Consider the following 17,408-nt stretch of genomic DNA (forward strand, 5'->3'; position numbering starts at 1 on the left):
TTAAGTGGTTTTTCTGAAGGCGTAAATTTTGTAGCATAGTGTTTTACGCCGTCTGTTCAGTGAACGCCACCAGGACAACCCGATGCTTCCCCGTTTTAAAGTGCTCTTTTATGCGGCTGTTTTATCCTTTTCTTTCTCCGGCTCAATAATGGCGGCAGACGCTCCCGCTTACGGCCCGCAATTGCAGGGATTTGATTATCCGTTCCCGCTGAAGCAATTTTCCTTTAGTTCCCAGGGTGCACCGCTGCAAATGGGCTATCTGGACGTTGCCCCTGCCGGGCATAAAAACGGCCAGACTGTGGTGCTGATGCATGGCAAGAATTTCTGTGCCGCAACCTGGGATGACACTATTTCGGCTCTGGTAAGTCATGGCTATCGGGTTATCGCGCCTGATCAGGTCGGGTTCTGTTCATCGACCAAGCCTTCCCATTACCAGTACAGTTTCCAGCAGTTGGCGACCAACACGCATGAGTTGTTGAAAAACCTTAAAATCAGCAAAGCCGTTATTGTCGGGCATTCGACTGGCGGCATGCTGGCGACACGTTACAGCCTGATGTATGCGCCGGAAGTGACGAAACTGGTGCTGGTGAACCCGATTGGTCTGGAAGACTGGAAAGCCAAAGGTGTTCCCTATCGTACGGTCGATCAGTGGTATGATCGCGAACTGAAAACCTCAGCGGACAGCATTAAACAGTACGAATTAAAAACGTATTACGTGAATAAATGGAAACCGGAATATGACCGCTGGGTCGATATGCTGGCAGGCCTGAATAACGGTCCGGGGCACAAGCTGGTAGCATGGAACTCAGCGCTGATTTACGACATGATTTTCACTCAGCCGGTCTTTTACGAATTCAAAAATCTCCGCGTACCCACCACCCTGATAATTGGCACGGCTGACACCACAGCCATTGGCAGCGATATTGCCCCGCCTGCGGTGAAAGCCAAAATCGGCCATTACAACGTGCTGGGCAAACAGGTTGCGAAGCTTATTCCGCACGCGAAACTGATCGAGTTTAAAGGCCTTGGACACGCACCGCAGATGGAAGAACCGGAAAAATTCAATGCGACGCTGCTGAAAACGCTGGCACGCTGACGGCCTGTATCTCTGACCCCTGTTCATAAAAAACCACAGCCATTACGGACTGTGGTTTTTTATGTCTGTGGTTTAGTGATTAACGCAGATTGTCCGGGAAGTTAGCCGGTAACTCGCTGGCCGGGCAGTCGATCACCGCGTTATTGTCGGCGCCGCAGTCGCGGACGAAAGTTATGGTCGCGAATTCATCAATGACTTCCGTCGGATAAGCCGGGCCGGCATCGCGATATGAATTCATCAGCGGAATATGTTCGTTCTGGAAGCAAACGGTTTTTTCCGGATTGTTCATGATCCAGCGTGGAAAGAAAATCGTGCCGTGGAACACGTTGTCACCCAGGTTGACTATCAGGCTGACATCGGTACCGGTCGGCTCTGTCCAGGAAATTTTGTACACATCAGAAGCCACACGCACGATATAAGCTTGCTGATCTTTCACCCAGCGGTTGCCAACCAGCCCGCTATGAATGCGGTAATCCAGCGTTCCGGCATTTTTCACATAGATTTCATAATTCCAGCCATTGTCATAGGTGTAAACCACGTGTTTGCCGATGAAATTGCTCAGGTCGTGTTTATCAAAGCTGCTCATAATAATTCTCCTTATTAGTGCGCCGTATGTCAGTGCTGTTTCGATAGAGAGAGAGTACACGCTAAAAAATTGATAAAAAAACGCTCTTTTCTGATAAAAAGCATCTAAAATTCCGATAAATTTCTCCGAAGGAAAAAAGCATGGCACTTCCACGAACCACTCTTGAGCAGTGGGTGGTGTTGCAGACGGTCATTGAACAGGGGAGTTACGCGCAGGCAGCGCGGGTGCTGAACCGCAGCCAGTCTTCTGTCAGTTATGCGCTGAGCGGATTGCAGGAACGGCTTGGCCTGCCGTTGCTGGAAATTCAGGGTCGTAAAGCGACCCTGACCGGGCAGGGACGGGCGTTGCTGACGCAGGCAATGCCGCTTATTTCAGCCTTTTTGCAGCTTGAGCACCGCGCTGCCGGGCTGAAAGGCGGAACACGCACCGAACTGAGCCTGGTGGTCGACAGCGTCTTTCCGAAATACCGGTTGTTTCGCGCGCTTAAAAGTTTTCAACAACAATTTCCCGATACCCGGGTGCACCTGACGGAAATTTTGCGCGGAGAAAGCCTGGAGCAATTAAACGAACGGTCTGCTGATTTATACATCACCACGCTGGCACCGGAAAATGCCATACAGGGACGCTTTCTGCTGGACGTGGATTTTGTCCCGGTGGCGAAAAACGATCATCCGCTGATGAGCCTCGCCGTTCCGCTGACCGCAGAGGACCTGGCACGCTTCCCGCTGATCAGCGTGGCCGACCGGCACTCGCCGCGTAATGAAAATGCACCATCCGGCACCCGTGCCAGCTGGACCTTCACTACTGTCGGGGCCGCGATGGAAGCGATTATGGTGGGCGTAGGATACGGCTGGCTGCCGCTGGAAAGTGTGGAGAAAACGCTGGAGAGCGGTTTGCTTCGCCGTCTTGAATTAACAACCAGAACGGTGCGGCAAACGGCACTGTATATGGTGATGGATAATCAATCTGAGCAGTTCGATAAAACGGTCAGCGCACTGGCAACAAGCATTCTGACAGAGTGCGGTTTGCTGCCATAACATTCTGGCAGCAAACCCTTTCAGCTACGGGCGTGACTACTTCTGAGATGGGCGGCAGGCCGCCAGAATATCCAGTTGTGGATCACGTTCTGAGGTCTGTACGTTCATCGCGCTCAGCACGGTGTGGAACAGGTTATCCTGCGAAACGTCTTTGTTCGCAGCATTGGATTTCAGGCATTGCATATCTATTCCCTGCGCTTTGACATAGCCATCAGACAGCCAGAATAGCATCGGCACATGGGTCTGTTGCGCCGGTGCCACGCTGTAAGGCGTACCGTGCAGATACAGGCCATTTTCACCCAAGGATTCACCATGGTCGGAAAGATAAATGACGGCCACATTGTACTTATCCTGATACTGCTTCGCTTTTTCAATCACCTGCGACACCATGTAATCCGTGTAAAGCAGCGTATTATCGTAGGTATTCACCAGTTGTTCTTGTGAACAGTTTTCAATGTCGCTGCGCGGGCAGTCAGGCATGAACTTGCGGAATTCCTGAGGATAGCGTTTGTAATATGTCGGGCCGTGGCTGCCGATCAGATGTAAGCTAATCAGCGTATTTTTGCCGTCAGCCTTGATGTCATCATCAATATTCTGCATCAGTGCCATGTCGTAGCAGGTATCACCATCACAATATTTACCGTCTTTTTGGGTATTAATGGTGACATTCGGCACACGGTCGCAGACCCCTTTACAGCCTTCGTCATTGTCTTTCCAGAATACTGAAACGCCGGCCTTATGCAGAATATCCAGCAAACCTTCACTGTTACGGGCGCGGTTGGCGTCGTAACTGGTGCGTTTCATGTTTGAGAACATGCACGGCACAGAAATTGCCGTTGCCGTACCGCATGACGTCATCTTCGTAAAGTACACCACGTCCGGAATGGCTTGCGTGTACTGATTGGTTGGTTTGGCGTATCCCTCATACGACTGATTTTGCGCCCGTGCTGTTTCCCCGATCACCAGAAACACCAGATTGGGTTTTTGCCCCGGTTGTTGTACCAGTTTTGCATCATTACCAAGAGTCCGGAACGGCATTTTCGGTGTGAAGTAACGGTGATTCATGTACTGGAACGCACTGTAAAGATAGTTGGTCGGTACGATTTCCAGATTCAGAGTGCGGTTGTTACGGCCAACGGAAGCATAATCTTTGTAAAAAACGCCGGCAATGGAAGCAACGACCAGCAATGAAATCACCATTGACACCAGGCGTACTCCCAGACGGCGCAGCGGTGTTTTTTCATAGCTGACCGGTGTCAGGAAAAGCAAAATCGCGGGCAAAACGCCGGTGAAGACAAACCACAGCACCACTTTCAGATTCAGGTATGAAGATGCTTCAGCAGATTGCGTCTCGAGGATATTCTCGATCATGCCGCGATCGAAAACGACCTGGAAGGTCATCATCGCGAAACTGGCGAGGGCACTGACCGGGAGCACGATAATGAAGAATGGCTTAAGCAACGGGCGAAAACTGAAAGGGGTGAACACAAAGTTCAGTGCGGCAAACAGCGCGACCGGAATGCTCAGGGCGAAAGCCAGATTGTATGCGGGCAGTGCATTTAAGATGCGGTAAAAATGCAACAAAATAGGTAAGTTAACCACAAAGGTAAAATACAGGGTCAGCAATAAAGTCAGCGTAAAGTAGCTGATCTTCGGAAATATATAGCGCAATGAAAACTCCCAACAAAATGACGGTAGCAGGGTTAATGTGAGGGAAAGATAACGTACGGAAATGAATATTCATAAGAATATTCATCCAAGCTTAAGAAAGCCTTAATCTACCCGTCATAAATCCTTCATCCTGCAGCGTTTCTGAAAAAGTTCAGAAAATATATAAAATATAAGAGACCGCCTTTTCTTGCATGAAGCCTTATGCTCACCGGCGTAGCGATGTGGATGTTCAACGAAACACCCTTTGTTTAAACCTCTCTGAGCGCGTTTCCCTCCGCTCATTTTGTCTTTCCCTGATTATGCCTGACCGGTTTAATTCATCACTGACTGTCTGCGGGCTGTCAGAAGGATATTCGTGTTGATCTCATCTTCGGCCATCATTGCGGCCAGCAGCATTATTGAACCCGGTGTGATTATTGGGCCGCGAGTGGTTATCGGGCCTTTTTGTGTTATTTCAGCGGGTGTGCAAATTGGCGAAGGAACATGCATTTCTTCGCATGTCATCATCAACGGCAATACCAAAATAGGTAGGGATAATCAGATTGGCAGAGGCTCATCCATTGGCGAAATCAGTCAGGATTTGAAATACGCCGGAGAACCTACCGGGCTGGAAATCGGCAATGGAAACCAGATTGGCTGCCATGCCACATTACATCGAGGCACTGTACAGGGCGGCGGTATGACCCGGATAGGGCATCTGAATATTTTTGAGCGGGGTGTCCATCTCGGCCATGACTGCCAGGTGGGAAATGCCACGTTCATTGGCGAACATAGTGCTCTGGCAGGGCATGTTTTATTAGGTAATGATGCGCGGATTGATGCCCTGAGCGCAGTGCATCAGTTTTGTATTATTGGTGCGGGAGCCCGTTTGCTTGCCAATACGTGTGTGGTGCAGGATGTGCCGCCGTTTGTGATGGCAGGCGGAAACCGCGCGGTACCTAAAGGGATAAACGAGCAGACAGCAGAATTTTGCCGGGCTGGCAGTACGCAGCAAAATATCATCCGCTATCTGTACGATTTGCTTTATCACCGGCAGGAAACGATTGAACGGGTAAAGTCAGAAATTGAGCGGCTCAGCACGGAATATCCGTTACTGTGCCACTTCAATGCTTTTTTCCTTCATTCAGCGCGCGGGATCATTCGTTAACGGGTTTACGGTAATCCTGCGGCTGAACAGAGGTGACGGGCTGTCAGGCTTCGAGTGCTAACAGGGCAAAGGTTGCCAGCCAGTGCTCGCCCATATAGGTGCTGTCGAGATGGTTCAGCGCGCTGTGCAGATGGGCTTCTGCCGTCTGACGTAGCAAGACCGCACGCGGATCACCCGCTGGCAGCGCAGAGGCCAGCGAACGCTGACACCAGGCACGGCTGAGATTCAGCCCGTCCAGATGGCCAATTTTACCGTCGCTGCGGTCAGTGACCGTGGCGGGGATAAACAGTGTCGCAGGCTGGCTGTGCGCCAGATCCGGTAAAAAACGGCCAAACCAGGTCACAAATGCTTCGGGCGGTAAAACGCGGCGCATCAGTTCAGCTTCCATCAGGGAAGGTGAAAGGAATTCATCACCGCCCGGTTCCCATGCCTGACAATGCACATCTTCAAGATGCCAGCGCAATGCCGTTTCTTCGATCAATTCTGCCAGTTTGTGATGCTTAACACAGCGGGCATAATCCAGTGTTAACGCCAGGGCAAAAGCTGTGTTGAAATGGCTGCCGACCCGCAGGGGATAGGTTGCCTTTGGCAGAAACGTGCTAAAACTCTTTTCGAAGAACCGGCTCATGGGCGCGAGCGTTTTCGCCCATTCCGCAGCCTGTGGCAGGGTCATTTCATGCAATTGCTGGCTCAGCGCCAGACACCACGCCCAGCCATACGGCCGTTCAAATCCGGCATGTTGCGTCTGTTGCAGATAGGCCATTTCACCGGCGACATTTTCTGCCGTGAAATGCCGGCCGGCCACCTCAATGATTTTTTCTGCTTCCGGCAGTTGTGGAAAACGATCCAGCAGTCGCAGCAATAACCAGTATCCGTGCACACAGGAATGCCAGTCATAGCTGCCGTAAAAGATCGGATGCAACTGGCGTGGCGTTTGCGCATCCGCTGCGCTGCTCATGGCATGCATGAGTTTATTCGGGTATTCGCGTGTTAAGTGATTCAGTGCCAGTGAAGCAAAACGGGATGCCATCTCTGCCGTCAGTACACTATGTTGTTGCGTCGACATCGTCTTTCCTTATCAGAAACGGAACACAAAGAAATACATAAACGCGGTATTGACCAGCAACAGTAATACACCGGTTTTCCACTGCGCTTTAATCACGCCATTCTTATCCTGCAATTCCAGCAGCGCCGCGGGGACGATATTAAAATTGGCTGCCATCGGGGTCATCAGGGTGCCGCAGAAACCGGATAACATGCCGATCGCGCCCATAATCGCCGGATTTCCGCCCAGCTGGTTGACAATAAGTGGCAGCCCGATCCCCGCCGTCATGACCGGGAAGGCGGCAAAACCGTTTCCCATGATCATCGTGAAAAGCGCCATGCCGAAGGTATAGGCAATCACAATCGCCAGCGGTGAACCGAGCGGAATGATATTTTTGACCAGGTCCGACACCACGCCGCCGACTCCCGCCAGTGCAAACAACGCGCCAAGAGCGGCCAGCATTTGTGGCAAAATAGCTGCCCAGCCAACGGTATCCATTGTCTGTCCCCCCGCTTTCACTGCTTTGACCGGCGAATCACGCAGCATAATCAGCGCCACGATGAAGGCCACCAGCGTGCCGATTACCAGCGAAATCAGCGTGACGTTTTTGGCTTCCACCAGCGGCGTGTATTTCAGCGTCAGGGTGCCAGCCAGGGTCACCAGGGGGATCAACAGGGCAGGAATAAACAGTTTATTGCCAAAACGTTTTGAGCCAGCTTCACGCTTTTCAACCTGATCAGGCTGTCCGCTTTCTGATTTGCCTTTCCCCAGTTTTCCGCTCCCGGCGATGATCGCCAGCAGAATCGCCATACAACCGGTAATGAAGTGTGGCAATTGCGCACCAAACAGGAAAGTTATGCCGTAAATCCCCCAGAACAGCGCATTGACATAACGGCGTGAGTGGCTTTTGTCGCGTACGTTGAAAAATGCATAAGCACAGAACATCAGTCCCGCAAGAATATAAACAGTCTGCAAGGTGATCATTTCGCCGCGCTCCCGTGTTGCACGTCAAAGCGCTTAGCCAGCGAACGGTCAAGTAACCACAGACGAATAAAATGGATAATCAGCGCAGCAATAGCCGTCGGGATCGCCCAGACAGACAGGTGCAACGGTTCAACGTTAATGCCGTACTGTTCCAGAAAGCCTTTAATCAGGAGGATAGATTGCACCGCAATGAAAATGTCCTCGCCGAAGAAAACGGCCACATTATCGGTTGCGGCGGCATGAGCCCGGATCTTCTGACGGATATCATTGGGCAAATCGCCGTATCTGGTGGTGGCTGCGGCTTCAGCCATCGGCGCGATCAGCGGGCGTACCATCTGCGCATGACCACCGAGCGAGTTAAGCCCCAGTGCGGCGGTCATCTGGCGCAGGAAAAAGTACAGCATCAGCACGCGACCGGTGGTGGCAGCATGTACTTTGGAAATTAAATGACGCGCCTGTTCTTTCAGGCCGCTGCGCTCGAGGATGGCAATCACCGGCAGTGTCAGCCATATCAACCCCATATAGCGATTATCGGTGAACGCTTTGCCAAATGCGCTGATGATATCAACGGTATGCATTCCGCCCGCCAGGCCGGTCGAAATACCGGCGACCGTCACCACCAGTAAAGAGTTAAACCGCAGTGCAAAACCCAGCACAACGATCGGAATACCTATTAATACCCACATATTTTGTCCCTCAATAATGACGTGTTTGCTTTATATTTTTAATGAACCTGAATAATGTTGATACACCTGTAATAACCGGGTGTTATTGCTTATGTTAAATACATATATATATAAATATGAGACGGAAAGTAACAAGCAACAGTGGTGAATACAAGGCACAAAGGCGGGGCAGGTCATAGGAAATTATTCTAGAAAACTCAGGCTTAAGGGGCTGGCAAAATAAATAACTAACGTGTCAATTATGACTGGCGAATCTGACAGGAGGCGGGCGAAATAACAGAATAATTAACCCGGCCTGTTGACCGGATATAACAAAAAGAGAGGGTTCAGGCAGTTTTATTCGTTGTCTTCGTCGCCGTAATATTTGACGCCGAGTTTGATCAGCCCACGGCCTTGTGCTTTGCGGTGTAAGTTACTGTCGCGCAAGGAATAAACACAGCCGCAGTATTCCTGTTGGTAAAAGCGTTCGCGCTTGCTGATTTCAATCATGCGCGCCGATCCGCCTTTTTTACGCCAGTTATAATCCCAGTAAATCATGCCCGGGTAAGGTGCCGCGGCACGTTCGCCGCTGCCGGTGATTTGCTTCATGTCTTTCCAGCGGGAGATACCCAGACAACTGGTGATGGCGCTGAAACCATGTTCAAAGGCATATAATGCCGTGCGTTCAAAACGCATATCAAAACACATGGTGCAGCGCACACCACGCTCAGGTTCATTTTCCATTCCCTTTGCCCGCGCAAACCAGTTATCGGTGTCATAATCGGCATCGATAAAAGGAATGCCATGCTGTTCGGCAAAACGCATATTTTCTTCTTTACGTAGCAGATATTCTTTCTGCGGGTGAATATTAGGATTGTAGAAGAAAATCGTATAGTCGATCCCCGATGCCTGAATGGCTTCCATCACTTCGCCTGAGCAGGGCGCACAGCAGGAATGCAGTAATAATTTATCGTGTCCGGCAGGCAGGGCCAGTTTCTCGCGAATTACTTCAGACATATTATTCTCCAGACTCTCGGATTTTCTTTACGGTCTTTTCAGGGGGAGATGATAGAAGAACCTCTCTGTCTGTCAAAATTTTCTTAACGGGTTAAGTTGTCAGAGGATTGTGCGCCGGACTTCAGTGCTATGATATGACCCGATCCGGGGGAAGCCCGGTACACAGAGATCTAAGGATACAGGCAATGCAAATTATGAGATCGAATCAAATTCGCTGGCTCAGTGTGGTGATTGTGACGGGCGGGTTGTTACTGATTCTTCCTCTTCATTTACTGGCATGTTTTATTGCCGGTTTTTTAGTGTTTGAACTCATCAATGCGCTTACTCCGTACTTTCAAAAAATTATCAGTGGCGAACGTGCACGCTGGCTAGTGGTGGCCATTATTGCGACCCTGGTTATCAGTTGTCTGACGCTGGCGATTGCGGGCATTGCCGATTTTCTGATGGAAGATATGCGTAATCCCGTGGCATTTAACGCCATGGTATCGCGTCTGCTGACAGACGCGCAAAGCCGCTTATCGCCCGTGTTACTGCATTATTTACCGGCGAATATTGAAGAGTTGCAGCGTAGTTTCCTGCTGTGGTTGCGTGAGCATATTGTGATGATTCAGGCCGTTGGCAAGAACGCCGCCCATGTTTTCCTGACCATGATTATCGGTATGATCCTCGGGGCGATTATCTCGCTTCAGCAGCCGCGTAAGGGGGAACTGCACGCGCCTCTGAAAAAAGAGTTATTGCAACGGATGCATTTATTGGGCGAAGCCTTCCGTAACGTAGTCTTTGCGCAGTTCCAGATTTCCCTGATCAATACCGTACTGTCCGGCATTTTCCTGTTCGGTATTTTACCGTTGTTCGGCATTCATCTGCCGCTGGCGAAAACACTGGTTGTCGTGACATTCGTCTGCGGACTGCTGCCGGTTATCGGTAATCTGATTTCGAATACACTGATTTTCATTGTCGGCCTGTCGCTGTCATTGTGGGTCGGTGCGCTGGTGCTGGCATATCTGATTATCATTCATAAAGTGGAATACTTTCTTAATGCCCGTATTGTGGGCAGCCGTATCAAGGCGAAATCCTGGGAAGTTTTACTGGCGATGCTTATCTTCGAGGCGGCGTTCGGTATACCCGGCGTCGTCGCGGCGCCTATCTATTACGCTTACCTGAAAAGCGAACTGAAAGAAGCGGGTCTGATTTAATCCTTTCTGAAAACATGGCGCTTTGCGGGCAGAGCGCCATTGTTTAGTCTCTGTACAATCCATGCTAAAAATCCTGAAAAAAACAGATTCAGGCAAGTAATGGCGAGGATCGTTATATCAGTGAGTCACCTTAAGCCGTCATAATTTTACGGTGCCTGCCTTTTCTGCGGGCATGCAGTATTCCGTAATCCAATCAGGAGATAAAAATGACGCTTAACGTTCGTGGTTTCGCTGCACTTTCAGCGGATGCGCCTCTTGCGCCTCATAATTTTGTTCGCCGTGACCCGCGTGATACTGACGTTGTGATCGACATTCTGTACTGCGGTGTTTGTCACTCCGACATCCACCAGGCGCGTAATGAATGGCATCAAAGCATTTATCCGATGGTTCCGGGGCATGAAATTATCGGACGCGTGAAACAGATTGGTGCGAAAGTCGCGGGTTTCAAAGTGGGCGATACCGTCGGTGTCGGTTGTATGGTCGATTCTTGTCAGCATTGTGAATCCTGTGCAGAAAGCCTGGAACAGTACTGTGAAGAAGGCGCTACCATGACTTATAACAGCCATGATCGTCATGACAACATGATGACCTATGGTGGTTATTCTGAACAAATTGTGGTTTCAGAAAAATTTGTTCTGCGCGTTTCTGAAAAGCTGGACATCAAATCTGCGGCACCGCTGCTGTGTGCGGGTATTACCACTTACTCTCCGCTGAAACACTGGAAAGTCGGTAAAGGTCACAAAGTGGCTGTGGTGGGGCTGGGCGGTCTGGGCCATATGGGTCTGAAGTTTGCCAAAGCACTGGGCGCAGACGTTACGCTGTTCACCCGTTCCAAAGGTAAAGAGCAGGAAGCTTACCGTCTGGGCGCTGACCACGTCGTGTTGTCAACCGATGAAGCGCAAATGGCGGCAGTTAAAAGCCACTTCGATTTCATTCTGGACACCGTACCTAACCCACATGATCTGAACCCGTACCTGGATACGCTTAAACGTGACGGCACCCATATCTTGGTCGGTCTGATCGAACCAATCGAACCTGCGCTGCACAGCGGCAAACTGATTATGGGGCGTAAAACGGTTGCCGGTTCCCTGATCGGTGGTATCGCTGAAACCCAGGAAATGCTGGATTTCTGTGCCGCCCATGATATTTCCTGTGATGTGGAAATGATCGACATGCAGGATATCAACGGCGCGTATGAACGTATGCTGAAAAGCGACGTGAAATACCGCTTTGTTGTTGATATGGCGTCACTGAAAAACGCCTGAAGGCCGTATTGAATCACATGGATTAAATAGCGACCTGATGCGCCTGCCCGGTTTATCACTCTTTGAGTGAAAGAACACGGCAGGGCGGGCGCATTGTGGCGAAATTTACTCTTTACACGTTTCTGTGACTTCTCGGCTTGAAAGCGCGGTGGTATCCTGCTGCCTTTCGCCGGGCGAAGGAAAACCAGTGGCTAAGAGTTTTGACGAACTCATCAGAGATATGGATCTGATGATTGAACATGTGGACAGGCTGAAAAACTTGCCCCCACAGGCTGCTCAACCAGCGGCCTCTGACAAACCTGCGTACGATTCTTTCGGTGAGATTTTCGCGCTGAAGGCTGTCATGCGGGCTTTTATCTCTTCAGTCGACACCATCGTAAAAGTGCAGATTGCGAAGAAAGTTGAGCAGGATATCGGCCATCTCGAGAATACCGTGCGGTCGATTGGCGGCGGCAGTGCGGACGCAGAAGACGTCGCGCAAATTACGGCGTATGTTCGCCACGCGGTATCTGAATTAATGGATTAATGCGTCGTTCCGCCAGCAGACCCGCCATTAAAAGCCGGTCACACAGTGTATTGCACCAATACTTTGTGTGACCGGCTTTTTTATGGGCTGTTTGTCCGTAGGCGCGGCAATGAAAAGCGTCTATTCTTGCCATAATTCCTTTTTGCCGGTGCCGGTTATGTCTCAGGATTATCGTTTTTTCGCGTCAGCCCGACGCCGTTGTTATGCCCTTTTATTTGAACACCGCACCCGCACTGGACGACGGATGGAAATATTTTGGATCCTGTTGTCACTGCTCAGCGTGCTGGTGTTGTTTATCGAATCCAGTGCTCGTGACTTATTTCCGGCGACACCTGAGATCATCCCGTTGTTCGGCCTGGTCGAAATGGGGTTTACCGCGCTTTTTACGCTGGAATACGTTTTACGGGTGATCTGTTCGCCGCGCAAAACCCGCTATCCGGTGAGTTTTTTTGGCATTATTGATCTCTGCACCATTCTGCCCATGTACATCCTGTGGATGCTGCCTTCTTTTGCGGGGGCGGGGAATCTGGAGATCCTGATCCGCCTGCTGAGAATTTTACGTGTGCTGCGGGTGCTGAAGCTGCTGCGCTATATGAGCGACGCCGGGGTTTTATGGCGCAGCGTGATGCGCGCGAAACGTAAGCTCAGCATCTTCTTTGGGTTTGTCGCCATCATTCTTTGTCTTTTCGGCGGGCTGATGTTTGCAGTCGAAGGCGGCGGTGACGGATTCACCTCGCTGGGCGCATCTGTTTACTGGGCCGTGGTGACACTGACGACAGTCGGATACGGTGACATTACGCCGCATACCGCGCTGGGAAGAATGCTTGCGTCGGTGCTGATCCTGCTGGGGTACTCTATCATCGCCGTGCCGACCGGGATTTTAACGGCTTATATGTCACAAGAATTGGAAAAAGGGCGTGCTGCCCGTTCCTGTCAGACTTGTCTGCATTCCGGCCACGAAATTGATGCAAAATTTTGCGCGCACTGTGGAGCGGTTTTGGCAGCAGATAATTCACAACCCGTTGAAAAGTAGCCTGATAATTGTACGCCAATTGTACTGTCTGGTACAAAAAATGACTAATTTCACGCTTTACCGCCCCATTGCATTAAAAAGAGTTGCTATTAAGGGGCAGTCATGAGTAAATACATACCGGCCTGTGGTACAGACCTATTTATGCACGACATCCTGAGTAAAGTTGTTCCAATTTAAAGCGTTATCCATGATAACCCTGCTCTGACGAATTTCCTTCTTAGTGCCTCCATAAGTAACGACTGAAATCCGGCTATAACATGCCCATGGTGGCGAAATTTATTTTTAAAAGGTAATTCCTATGTCAATGATGAAAGGTCAGGTTAAGTGGTTTAACGAGTCTAAAGGCTTTGGCTTCATCACTCCTGCTGACGGCAGCAAAGATGTGTTCGTACACTTCTCCGCTATCCAGGATCAAGGTTTCAAGACCCTGGCTGAAGGCCAGAACGTACAGTTCACTATCGAGAACGGTGCTAAAGGTCCGTCTGCGGCTAACGTTACCGCTATCTAATCTTACTTTACCGCTGGTTCAGCGATAAAAGTACAGATGACAAAAACCCGCATGCGCGGGTTTTTTTACGCCTGTTGTTTGCCCATTCACTCTTTGCTGATAGGTCTTTTGTCATTTTCGCGAGCGTCTGCTGTCTTAACCGGCGGTCGCTGGCTAAAAGATAAAAAAAAGCCCGCACAGAGGCGGGCAAAATATTTCTTATGACATTCATTCTGCACTCCCTCGGGGGTGAGCACGCAGCCAGTATAGAAGAAATGAAACTCAGGATTCTTGCCCGAATTCGTTAAGAAAGTGCAAATGATTTCCACCGGGTTATTTTACCGTTTCGCATCATCTTTCCTGTCAGGCATGCCTTTGTGCGATGGTCTGTACTACAATAATCATAATTGAAAACCATGGGATAACCTGATGAAAGTTAATGATCTTGTGACAGTAAAAACTGACGGCGGACCGCGCCGTGAAGGTAAGGTATTAGCCGTAGAAGAGTTTTATGAAGGCGTCATGTATCTGGTTTCGCTGGAAGATTATCCGGCAGGTATCTGGTTCTTCAATGAAGGCGATACTAAAGATGGCACATTCGTTGAACCCCGCGAAGGTTCTGAATAATATTTATGCGATGTCTGTCGTGAATAAAAAAAACCGGGGCAAGATTTTTGCCGCCGGTTTTTTTTACTTATTGCCTGCCGGTAATGACGCTGAGGCCGTTATCAGAACGTTTCCCAGTTCGGTTCATCGTTTCCCCCTTTAGGCGAACGGGAAGCCTGGCCGGGCAGGGAGCGGGATGATGCCGGGGGTTGTGGTTGCGCACTGCGGATGCTGCCATCGAGACGGAACACAGCCACAGCCTGTGTCAGGCGGGCGGCCTGCTCTTCAAGTGACGCGGCGGCGGCAGATGCTTCCTGCACCAGCGAGGCGTTTTGCTGCGTGACACCATCCATTTCTGACACTGCCTGGCTGACCTGACTGATCCCGCGACTTTGTTCATCCGATGCGGAAGCGATTTCGCCCATAATGTCCGTCACATGGCTGACAGCGGTAACAATTTCTGACATTGTGTCTCCCGCGTCACCCACCAGAATGCTGCCTTCACCAACGTAATCGACAGATTCTTCAATCAGTGCTTCAATTTCTTTCGCTGCCTGTGCGCTTCGTTGCGCCAGATTGCGCACTTCGCTGGCCACCACCGCAAATCCACGTCCCTGCTCACCGGCACGTGCTGCTTCCACAGCAGCATTGAGTGCCAGAATGTTTGTCTGAAAAGCGATACTGTTGATCACATTAGTGATTTCGGCGATTTTGGTCGAACTCCGGGAAATTTTATCCATGGTACTGACCACGTCCGCCACAATATTCCCGCCTTTTTGCGCTTTGTTTGAAGCGTCTGCAGCCAGTTTACTGGCGTGATGGGCATTTTCGGAGTTCTGTTTCACCGTAGCCGTTAGCTGTTCCATACTGGCAGCCGTTTCTTCCAGTGCCGCGGCCTGTTGTTCGGTCCGCGAAGACAAATCGGTATTACCTGAAGCAATTTCCGTCGAGCCCTGATAAATAGACACCGCGCCTTCACGAACAGTCAGAACCGTTGATGCCAGCGAGCGTTGCATTTGATCCACATTATTACTCAGTACGCCGATTTCATTGCGGCCCTGCACTTGTGCGGGTTGCGTCAGGTCTCCCTCAGCAATTTTCTGAATGCGCATCACCAGTCTGTTCAGCGGATGAATAATGACTTTACGCATCACCAGGTAAGTGATGAAGGTCAGCACCAGTGCCAGCAGGAAACCGCCACCCATCAGGGTATAACCGAGCACGGCATTATGCTGCGCTTTATCATTGATGGCATTAGCCGTTTCGGTACGATAAGCAATTGCCGCCAGCAGAGGGATATTATTGGCGAGATCCAGACTACGTACCGTTTCTGCTTCCTGAGAAATGACTTCCTCGAAATGTGCCTGTCTGGCCGATTCCAGCATCGGTGCCATGCCTTTGGTCAGATAATCGTCATAGGCTTTTTTCAGCGGTTCATCAATTTCCCGATCTTTATCGGTTTTATTCGGCCGGTTGATATAAGCCTCAAACGAAGTTTGTGACTGTTTAATTCGGCTGGCAGCGTCTTTCAGGTTTTGGTTAAACACATCCTGGTCACCAATACGCGCCGCTGCGGCGGCCTGAATCAGCAACAAACGTGCGGTACGCAGATGGTTTGAACTGTTGGAAAGAGCCAGACGGATTTGCAGCTCCTGGGTAGCATTTGCCAGCGCGGCATTACTTTGCTTTAGAAAGAAACCGGAGGTGCCGACGGCAACAGCAAAAAGGAAAAGTATCCCGGTAAGAATCAGGCTAATCAGGGTGATAAGGCGAATGTTGCTGATAAAAGAGGTTCTGGTCGTTGAAAATGTAGGAGTATCCATTTTATTTTGTTCCGCTCAATTGATCCTGTATACCGCCTGTTCCGGGCGGTCAGTGACAGCGATAAAGGCATTGCCAGCGGGCAAGTCCGGCCGTGACGAAAAAGACGCCATAAGGAGTCATCGGCATTCCGGCGGAGGGATTCAGTTTATATTTGTGGCGGAGATCTCATTTTCAGAGATTAACGAAGATTTCTACAGGCTGCGCCGTTGCGTAACCTGTAGCCGAAAGAGAAGAGAGGTGATTAATTCACATAAATACCATTGGTGAGCTGATCACATAAACGAACGACGTGATAAATAATATGTTTATTCGGTGATTTTATTTTCCTTTTAATATTTCCCTTATAGGAAGACACCGTTTTGGTTTTAATTTGTAACTTGTCGGATATTTCAATGGTGCCGTTACCGGACATCCACATTCTGAGCATCGCTGATTCAGAACGACTGAGCATCACAGGCCGGGTATCGAGCATTCCACTCCCGGCGGGATCCTTCGCCTGAGGTAATAACGGATGATTTATTAATTGCTTCAGTGTGTCGGCTTTAATGGATTTGGAGGTAATAATCACGTTTTTACGAACAAAAATATACTCTTCGAAATGAATACGTGTACGGGACATAAAAATAAAAAACAGCGTATCAGGGGAGCCGGTGATCAGTTCTCCGAGACGTTCTTTATTGCCTGAATGAGGTGATATGCAATCCTCGTTAATAAAAACAATCGAAGGATTCAGTTTGTTGCAACCATTAAGAAACTGCTCAAAATGGCTGACGTAACTGACATCTTGTTCACTGGTGAGAAATTGTTGCAATCCGAGACGCGTATACCGGCATGGATCCAAGATTATCGTATGCATAGTAAGTCCTCATAGGACGTCCCTGTTCTGCATAATGATTGGATTTTTTTGTGTCAGCACAGCAGGCACAAACTGCGCGCTGATTCTACTTTTTGCATGAAAATCGGACAGTTGGAAGTGATTTTTTTACCCCTTAAGGGGCAGGGAAGGATTTGATAAATTTGCTTTATGTCACAATTAAATTTGTAACTGTACAAAAAATGGCCCGCATTAAGACTATTCTTAATGGTTGTAATGACATAGAAAAAAAACTAATTGATTAGGATGTTACGGTAACACGCCGGTACCTCTGTCAATACGATGAAGACCCTGCTTATGCTTAAAAACAATTCACGAATGAAAAAGGGCAGAAAAGCAGACGCAGTGC

Annotated in this window: 17 protein-coding genes; 9 read left to right on the plus strand and 8 right to left on the minus strand. The window is 49.7% G+C overall.

Translation table 11 applies throughout. The annotated features are described in order from the left end of the window. Positions 1-82: 82 nt before the first annotated feature. Positions 83-1,096, plus strand: coding sequence for an alpha/beta fold hydrolase (locus ACOZIO_RS00195; RefSeq protein ID WP_421594789.1), 1,014 nt, complete (start codon positions 83-85; stop codon positions 1,094-1,096). 79 nt (positions 1,097-1,175) lie between these two features. Here ACOZIO_RS00195 and ACOZIO_RS00200 read toward each other — a convergent pair whose 3' ends face one another. Further along, on the minus strand, positions 1,176-1,685 hold the full coding sequence (locus ACOZIO_RS00200) for a phenolic acid decarboxylase (RefSeq protein WP_165383702.1): 510 nt from the start codon (positions 1,683-1,685) through the stop codon (positions 1,176-1,178). A gap of 137 nt (positions 1,686-1,822) precedes the next feature. Here ACOZIO_RS00200 and ACOZIO_RS00205 point away from each other — a divergent pair, with 137 nt between their 5' ends. Beyond that, positions 1,823-2,719 (plus strand): LysR family transcriptional regulator, encoded by an 897-nt coding sequence (locus ACOZIO_RS00205; protein ID WP_129951026.1) that lies wholly within the window; start codon positions 1,823-1,825, stop codon positions 2,717-2,719. A 36-nt stretch (positions 2,720-2,755) separates the two neighbouring features. On the opposite strand, the gene ACOZIO_RS00210 is transcribed toward ACOZIO_RS00205, so the two are convergent. After that, positions 2,756-4,390, minus strand: coding sequence for a phosphoethanolamine transferase (locus ACOZIO_RS00210; RefSeq protein WP_129951027.1), 1,635 nt, complete (start codon positions 4,388-4,390; stop codon positions 2,756-2,758). Between the two features lie 358 nt (positions 4,391-4,748). Here ACOZIO_RS00210 and lpxA point away from each other — a divergent pair, with 358 nt between their 5' ends. After that, on the plus strand, positions 4,749-5,537 hold the full coding sequence (lpxA, locus tag ACOZIO_RS00215) for an acyl-ACP--UDP-N-acetylglucosamine O-acyltransferase (protein WP_238485999.1): 789 nt from the start codon (positions 4,749-4,751) through the stop codon (positions 5,535-5,537). Between the two features lie 43 nt (positions 5,538-5,580). Here lpxA and ACOZIO_RS00220 read toward each other — a convergent pair whose 3' ends face one another. The 4 genes from ACOZIO_RS00220 to ACOZIO_RS00235 form a co-directional block, all read right to left on the minus strand. Continuing rightward, positions 5,581-6,603 carry a DUF2891 domain-containing protein gene (locus ACOZIO_RS00220; RefSeq protein WP_421594790.1) on the minus strand — a complete coding sequence of 341 codons (1,023 nt, stop codon included), beginning with the start codon at positions 6,601-6,603 and terminating at the stop codon, positions 5,581-5,583. A gap of 12 nt (positions 6,604-6,615) precedes the next feature. Further along, a complete protein-coding gene (locus ACOZIO_RS00225; RefSeq protein ID WP_129951030.1) occupies positions 6,616-7,566 on the minus strand; it encodes a DUF979 domain-containing protein in 951 nt (316 codons plus the stop codon). Beyond that, positions 7,563-8,252, minus strand: a complete 690-nt coding sequence (locus ACOZIO_RS00230; protein WP_129951031.1) for a DUF969 domain-containing protein — start codon at positions 8,250-8,252, stop codon at positions 7,563-7,565. The genes ACOZIO_RS00225 and ACOZIO_RS00230 overlap by 4 nt, the downstream gene beginning before the upstream one ends. 336 nt (positions 8,253-8,588) lie before the next feature. Beyond that, complete coding sequence (locus tag ACOZIO_RS00235; RefSeq protein ID WP_217137815.1) at positions 8,589-9,248, minus strand: epoxyqueuosine reductase QueH; 660 nt, start codon at positions 9,246-9,248, stop codon at positions 8,589-8,591. 185 nt (positions 9,249-9,433) lie between these two features. Here ACOZIO_RS00235 and ACOZIO_RS00240 point away from each other — a divergent pair, with 185 nt between their 5' ends. The 6 genes from ACOZIO_RS00240 to dsrB all read left to right on the plus strand — a co-directional run bounded on the left by ACOZIO_RS00240 (position 9,434) and on the right by dsrB (position 14,382). Then, positions 9,434-10,444, plus strand: coding sequence for an AI-2E family transporter (locus ACOZIO_RS00240; protein WP_129951033.1), 1,011 nt, complete (start codon positions 9,434-9,436; stop codon positions 10,442-10,444). Between the two features lie 206 nt (positions 10,445-10,650). Then, positions 10,651-11,709 (plus strand): NAD(P)-dependent alcohol dehydrogenase, encoded by a 1,059-nt coding sequence (locus tag ACOZIO_RS00245; RefSeq protein WP_129951034.1) that lies wholly within the window; start codon positions 10,651-10,653, stop codon positions 11,707-11,709. A 187-nt stretch (positions 11,710-11,896) separates the two neighbouring features. Next, a complete protein-coding gene (locus tag ACOZIO_RS00250; RefSeq protein WP_421594791.1) occupies positions 11,897-12,235 on the plus strand; it encodes a hypothetical protein in 339 nt (112 codons plus the stop codon). A 109-nt stretch (positions 12,236-12,344) separates the two neighbouring features. Next, positions 12,345-13,268 carry a potassium channel family protein gene (locus ACOZIO_RS00255; protein ID WP_129951036.1) on the plus strand — a complete coding sequence of 308 codons (924 nt, stop codon included), beginning with the start codon at positions 12,345-12,347 and terminating at the stop codon, positions 13,266-13,268. Positions 13,269-13,566: 298 nt separating this feature from the next. Next, positions 13,567-13,776, plus strand: a complete 210-nt coding sequence (cspE, locus tag ACOZIO_RS00260; RefSeq protein WP_013575246.1) for a transcription antiterminator/RNA stability regulator CspE — start codon at positions 13,567-13,569, stop codon at positions 13,774-13,776. 408 nt (positions 13,777-14,184) lie between these two features. Continuing rightward, positions 14,185-14,382 (plus strand): protein DsrB, encoded by a 198-nt coding sequence (gene dsrB, locus ACOZIO_RS00265; protein ID WP_015697634.1) that lies wholly within the window; start codon positions 14,185-14,187, stop codon positions 14,380-14,382. Between the two features lie 101 nt (positions 14,383-14,483). On the opposite strand, the gene ACOZIO_RS00270 is transcribed toward dsrB, so the two are convergent. Then, positions 14,484-16,184, minus strand: coding sequence for a methyl-accepting chemotaxis protein (locus ACOZIO_RS00270; protein ID WP_129951037.1), 1,701 nt, complete (start codon positions 16,182-16,184; stop codon positions 14,484-14,486). 242 nt (positions 16,185-16,426) lie between these two features. Next, positions 16,427-17,041 (minus strand): transcriptional regulator RcsA, encoded by a 615-nt coding sequence (gene rcsA, locus ACOZIO_RS00275; protein ID WP_129951038.1) that lies wholly within the window; start codon positions 17,039-17,041, stop codon positions 16,427-16,429. Positions 17,042-17,408: the final 367 nt, after the last annotated feature.

It is taken from the genome of Rahnella sp. PD4 (assembly GCF_049199325.1).
Lineage (GTDB): Bacteria > Pseudomonadota > Gammaproteobacteria > Enterobacterales > Enterobacteriaceae > Rahnella > Rahnella perminowiae.

Coding starts and splice junctions, on each gene's coding strand:
- cspE (WP_013575246.1), top strand. CDS start 13,567: ATGTCAATGATGAAAGGTCAGGTTAAGTGGTTTAACGAGTCTAAAGGC.
- ACOZIO_RS00240 (WP_129951033.1), top strand. CDS start 9,434: ATGCAAATTATGAGATCGAATCAAATTCGCTGGCTCAGTGTGGTGATT.
- rcsA (WP_129951038.1), bottom strand. CDS start 17,041: ATGCATACGATAATCTTGGATCCATGCCGGTATACGCGTCTCGGATTG.
- ACOZIO_RS00245 (WP_129951034.1), top strand. CDS start 10,651: ATGACGCTTAACGTTCGTGGTTTCGCTGCACTTTCAGCGGATGCGCCT.
- dsrB (WP_015697634.1), top strand. CDS start 14,185: ATGAAAGTTAATGATCTTGTGACAGTAAAAACTGACGGCGGACCGCGC.
- ACOZIO_RS00235 (WP_217137815.1), bottom strand. CDS start 9,248: ATGTCTGAAGTAATTCGCGAGAAACTGGCCCTGCCTGCCGGACACGAT.
- ACOZIO_RS00255 (WP_129951036.1), top strand. CDS start 12,345: ATGAAAAGCGTCTATTCTTGCCATAATTCCTTTTTGCCGGTGCCGGTT.
- ACOZIO_RS00270 (WP_129951037.1), bottom strand. CDS start 16,184: ATGGATACTCCTACATTTTCAACGACCAGAACCTCTTTTATCAGCAAC.
- ACOZIO_RS00195 (WP_421594789.1), top strand. CDS start 83: ATGCTTCCCCGTTTTAAAGTGCTCTTTTATGCGGCTGTTTTATCCTTT.
- ACOZIO_RS00205 (WP_129951026.1), top strand. CDS start 1,823: ATGGCACTTCCACGAACCACTCTTGAGCAGTGGGTGGTGTTGCAGACG.
- ACOZIO_RS00220 (WP_421594790.1), bottom strand. CDS start 6,603: ATGTCGACGCAACAACATAGTGTACTGACGGCAGAGATGGCATCCCGT.
- ACOZIO_RS00230 (WP_129951031.1), bottom strand. CDS start 8,252: ATGTGGGTATTAATAGGTATTCCGATCGTTGTGCTGGGTTTTGCACTG.
- ACOZIO_RS00225 (WP_129951030.1), bottom strand. CDS start 7,566: ATGATCACCTTGCAGACTGTTTATATTCTTGCGGGACTGATGTTCTGT.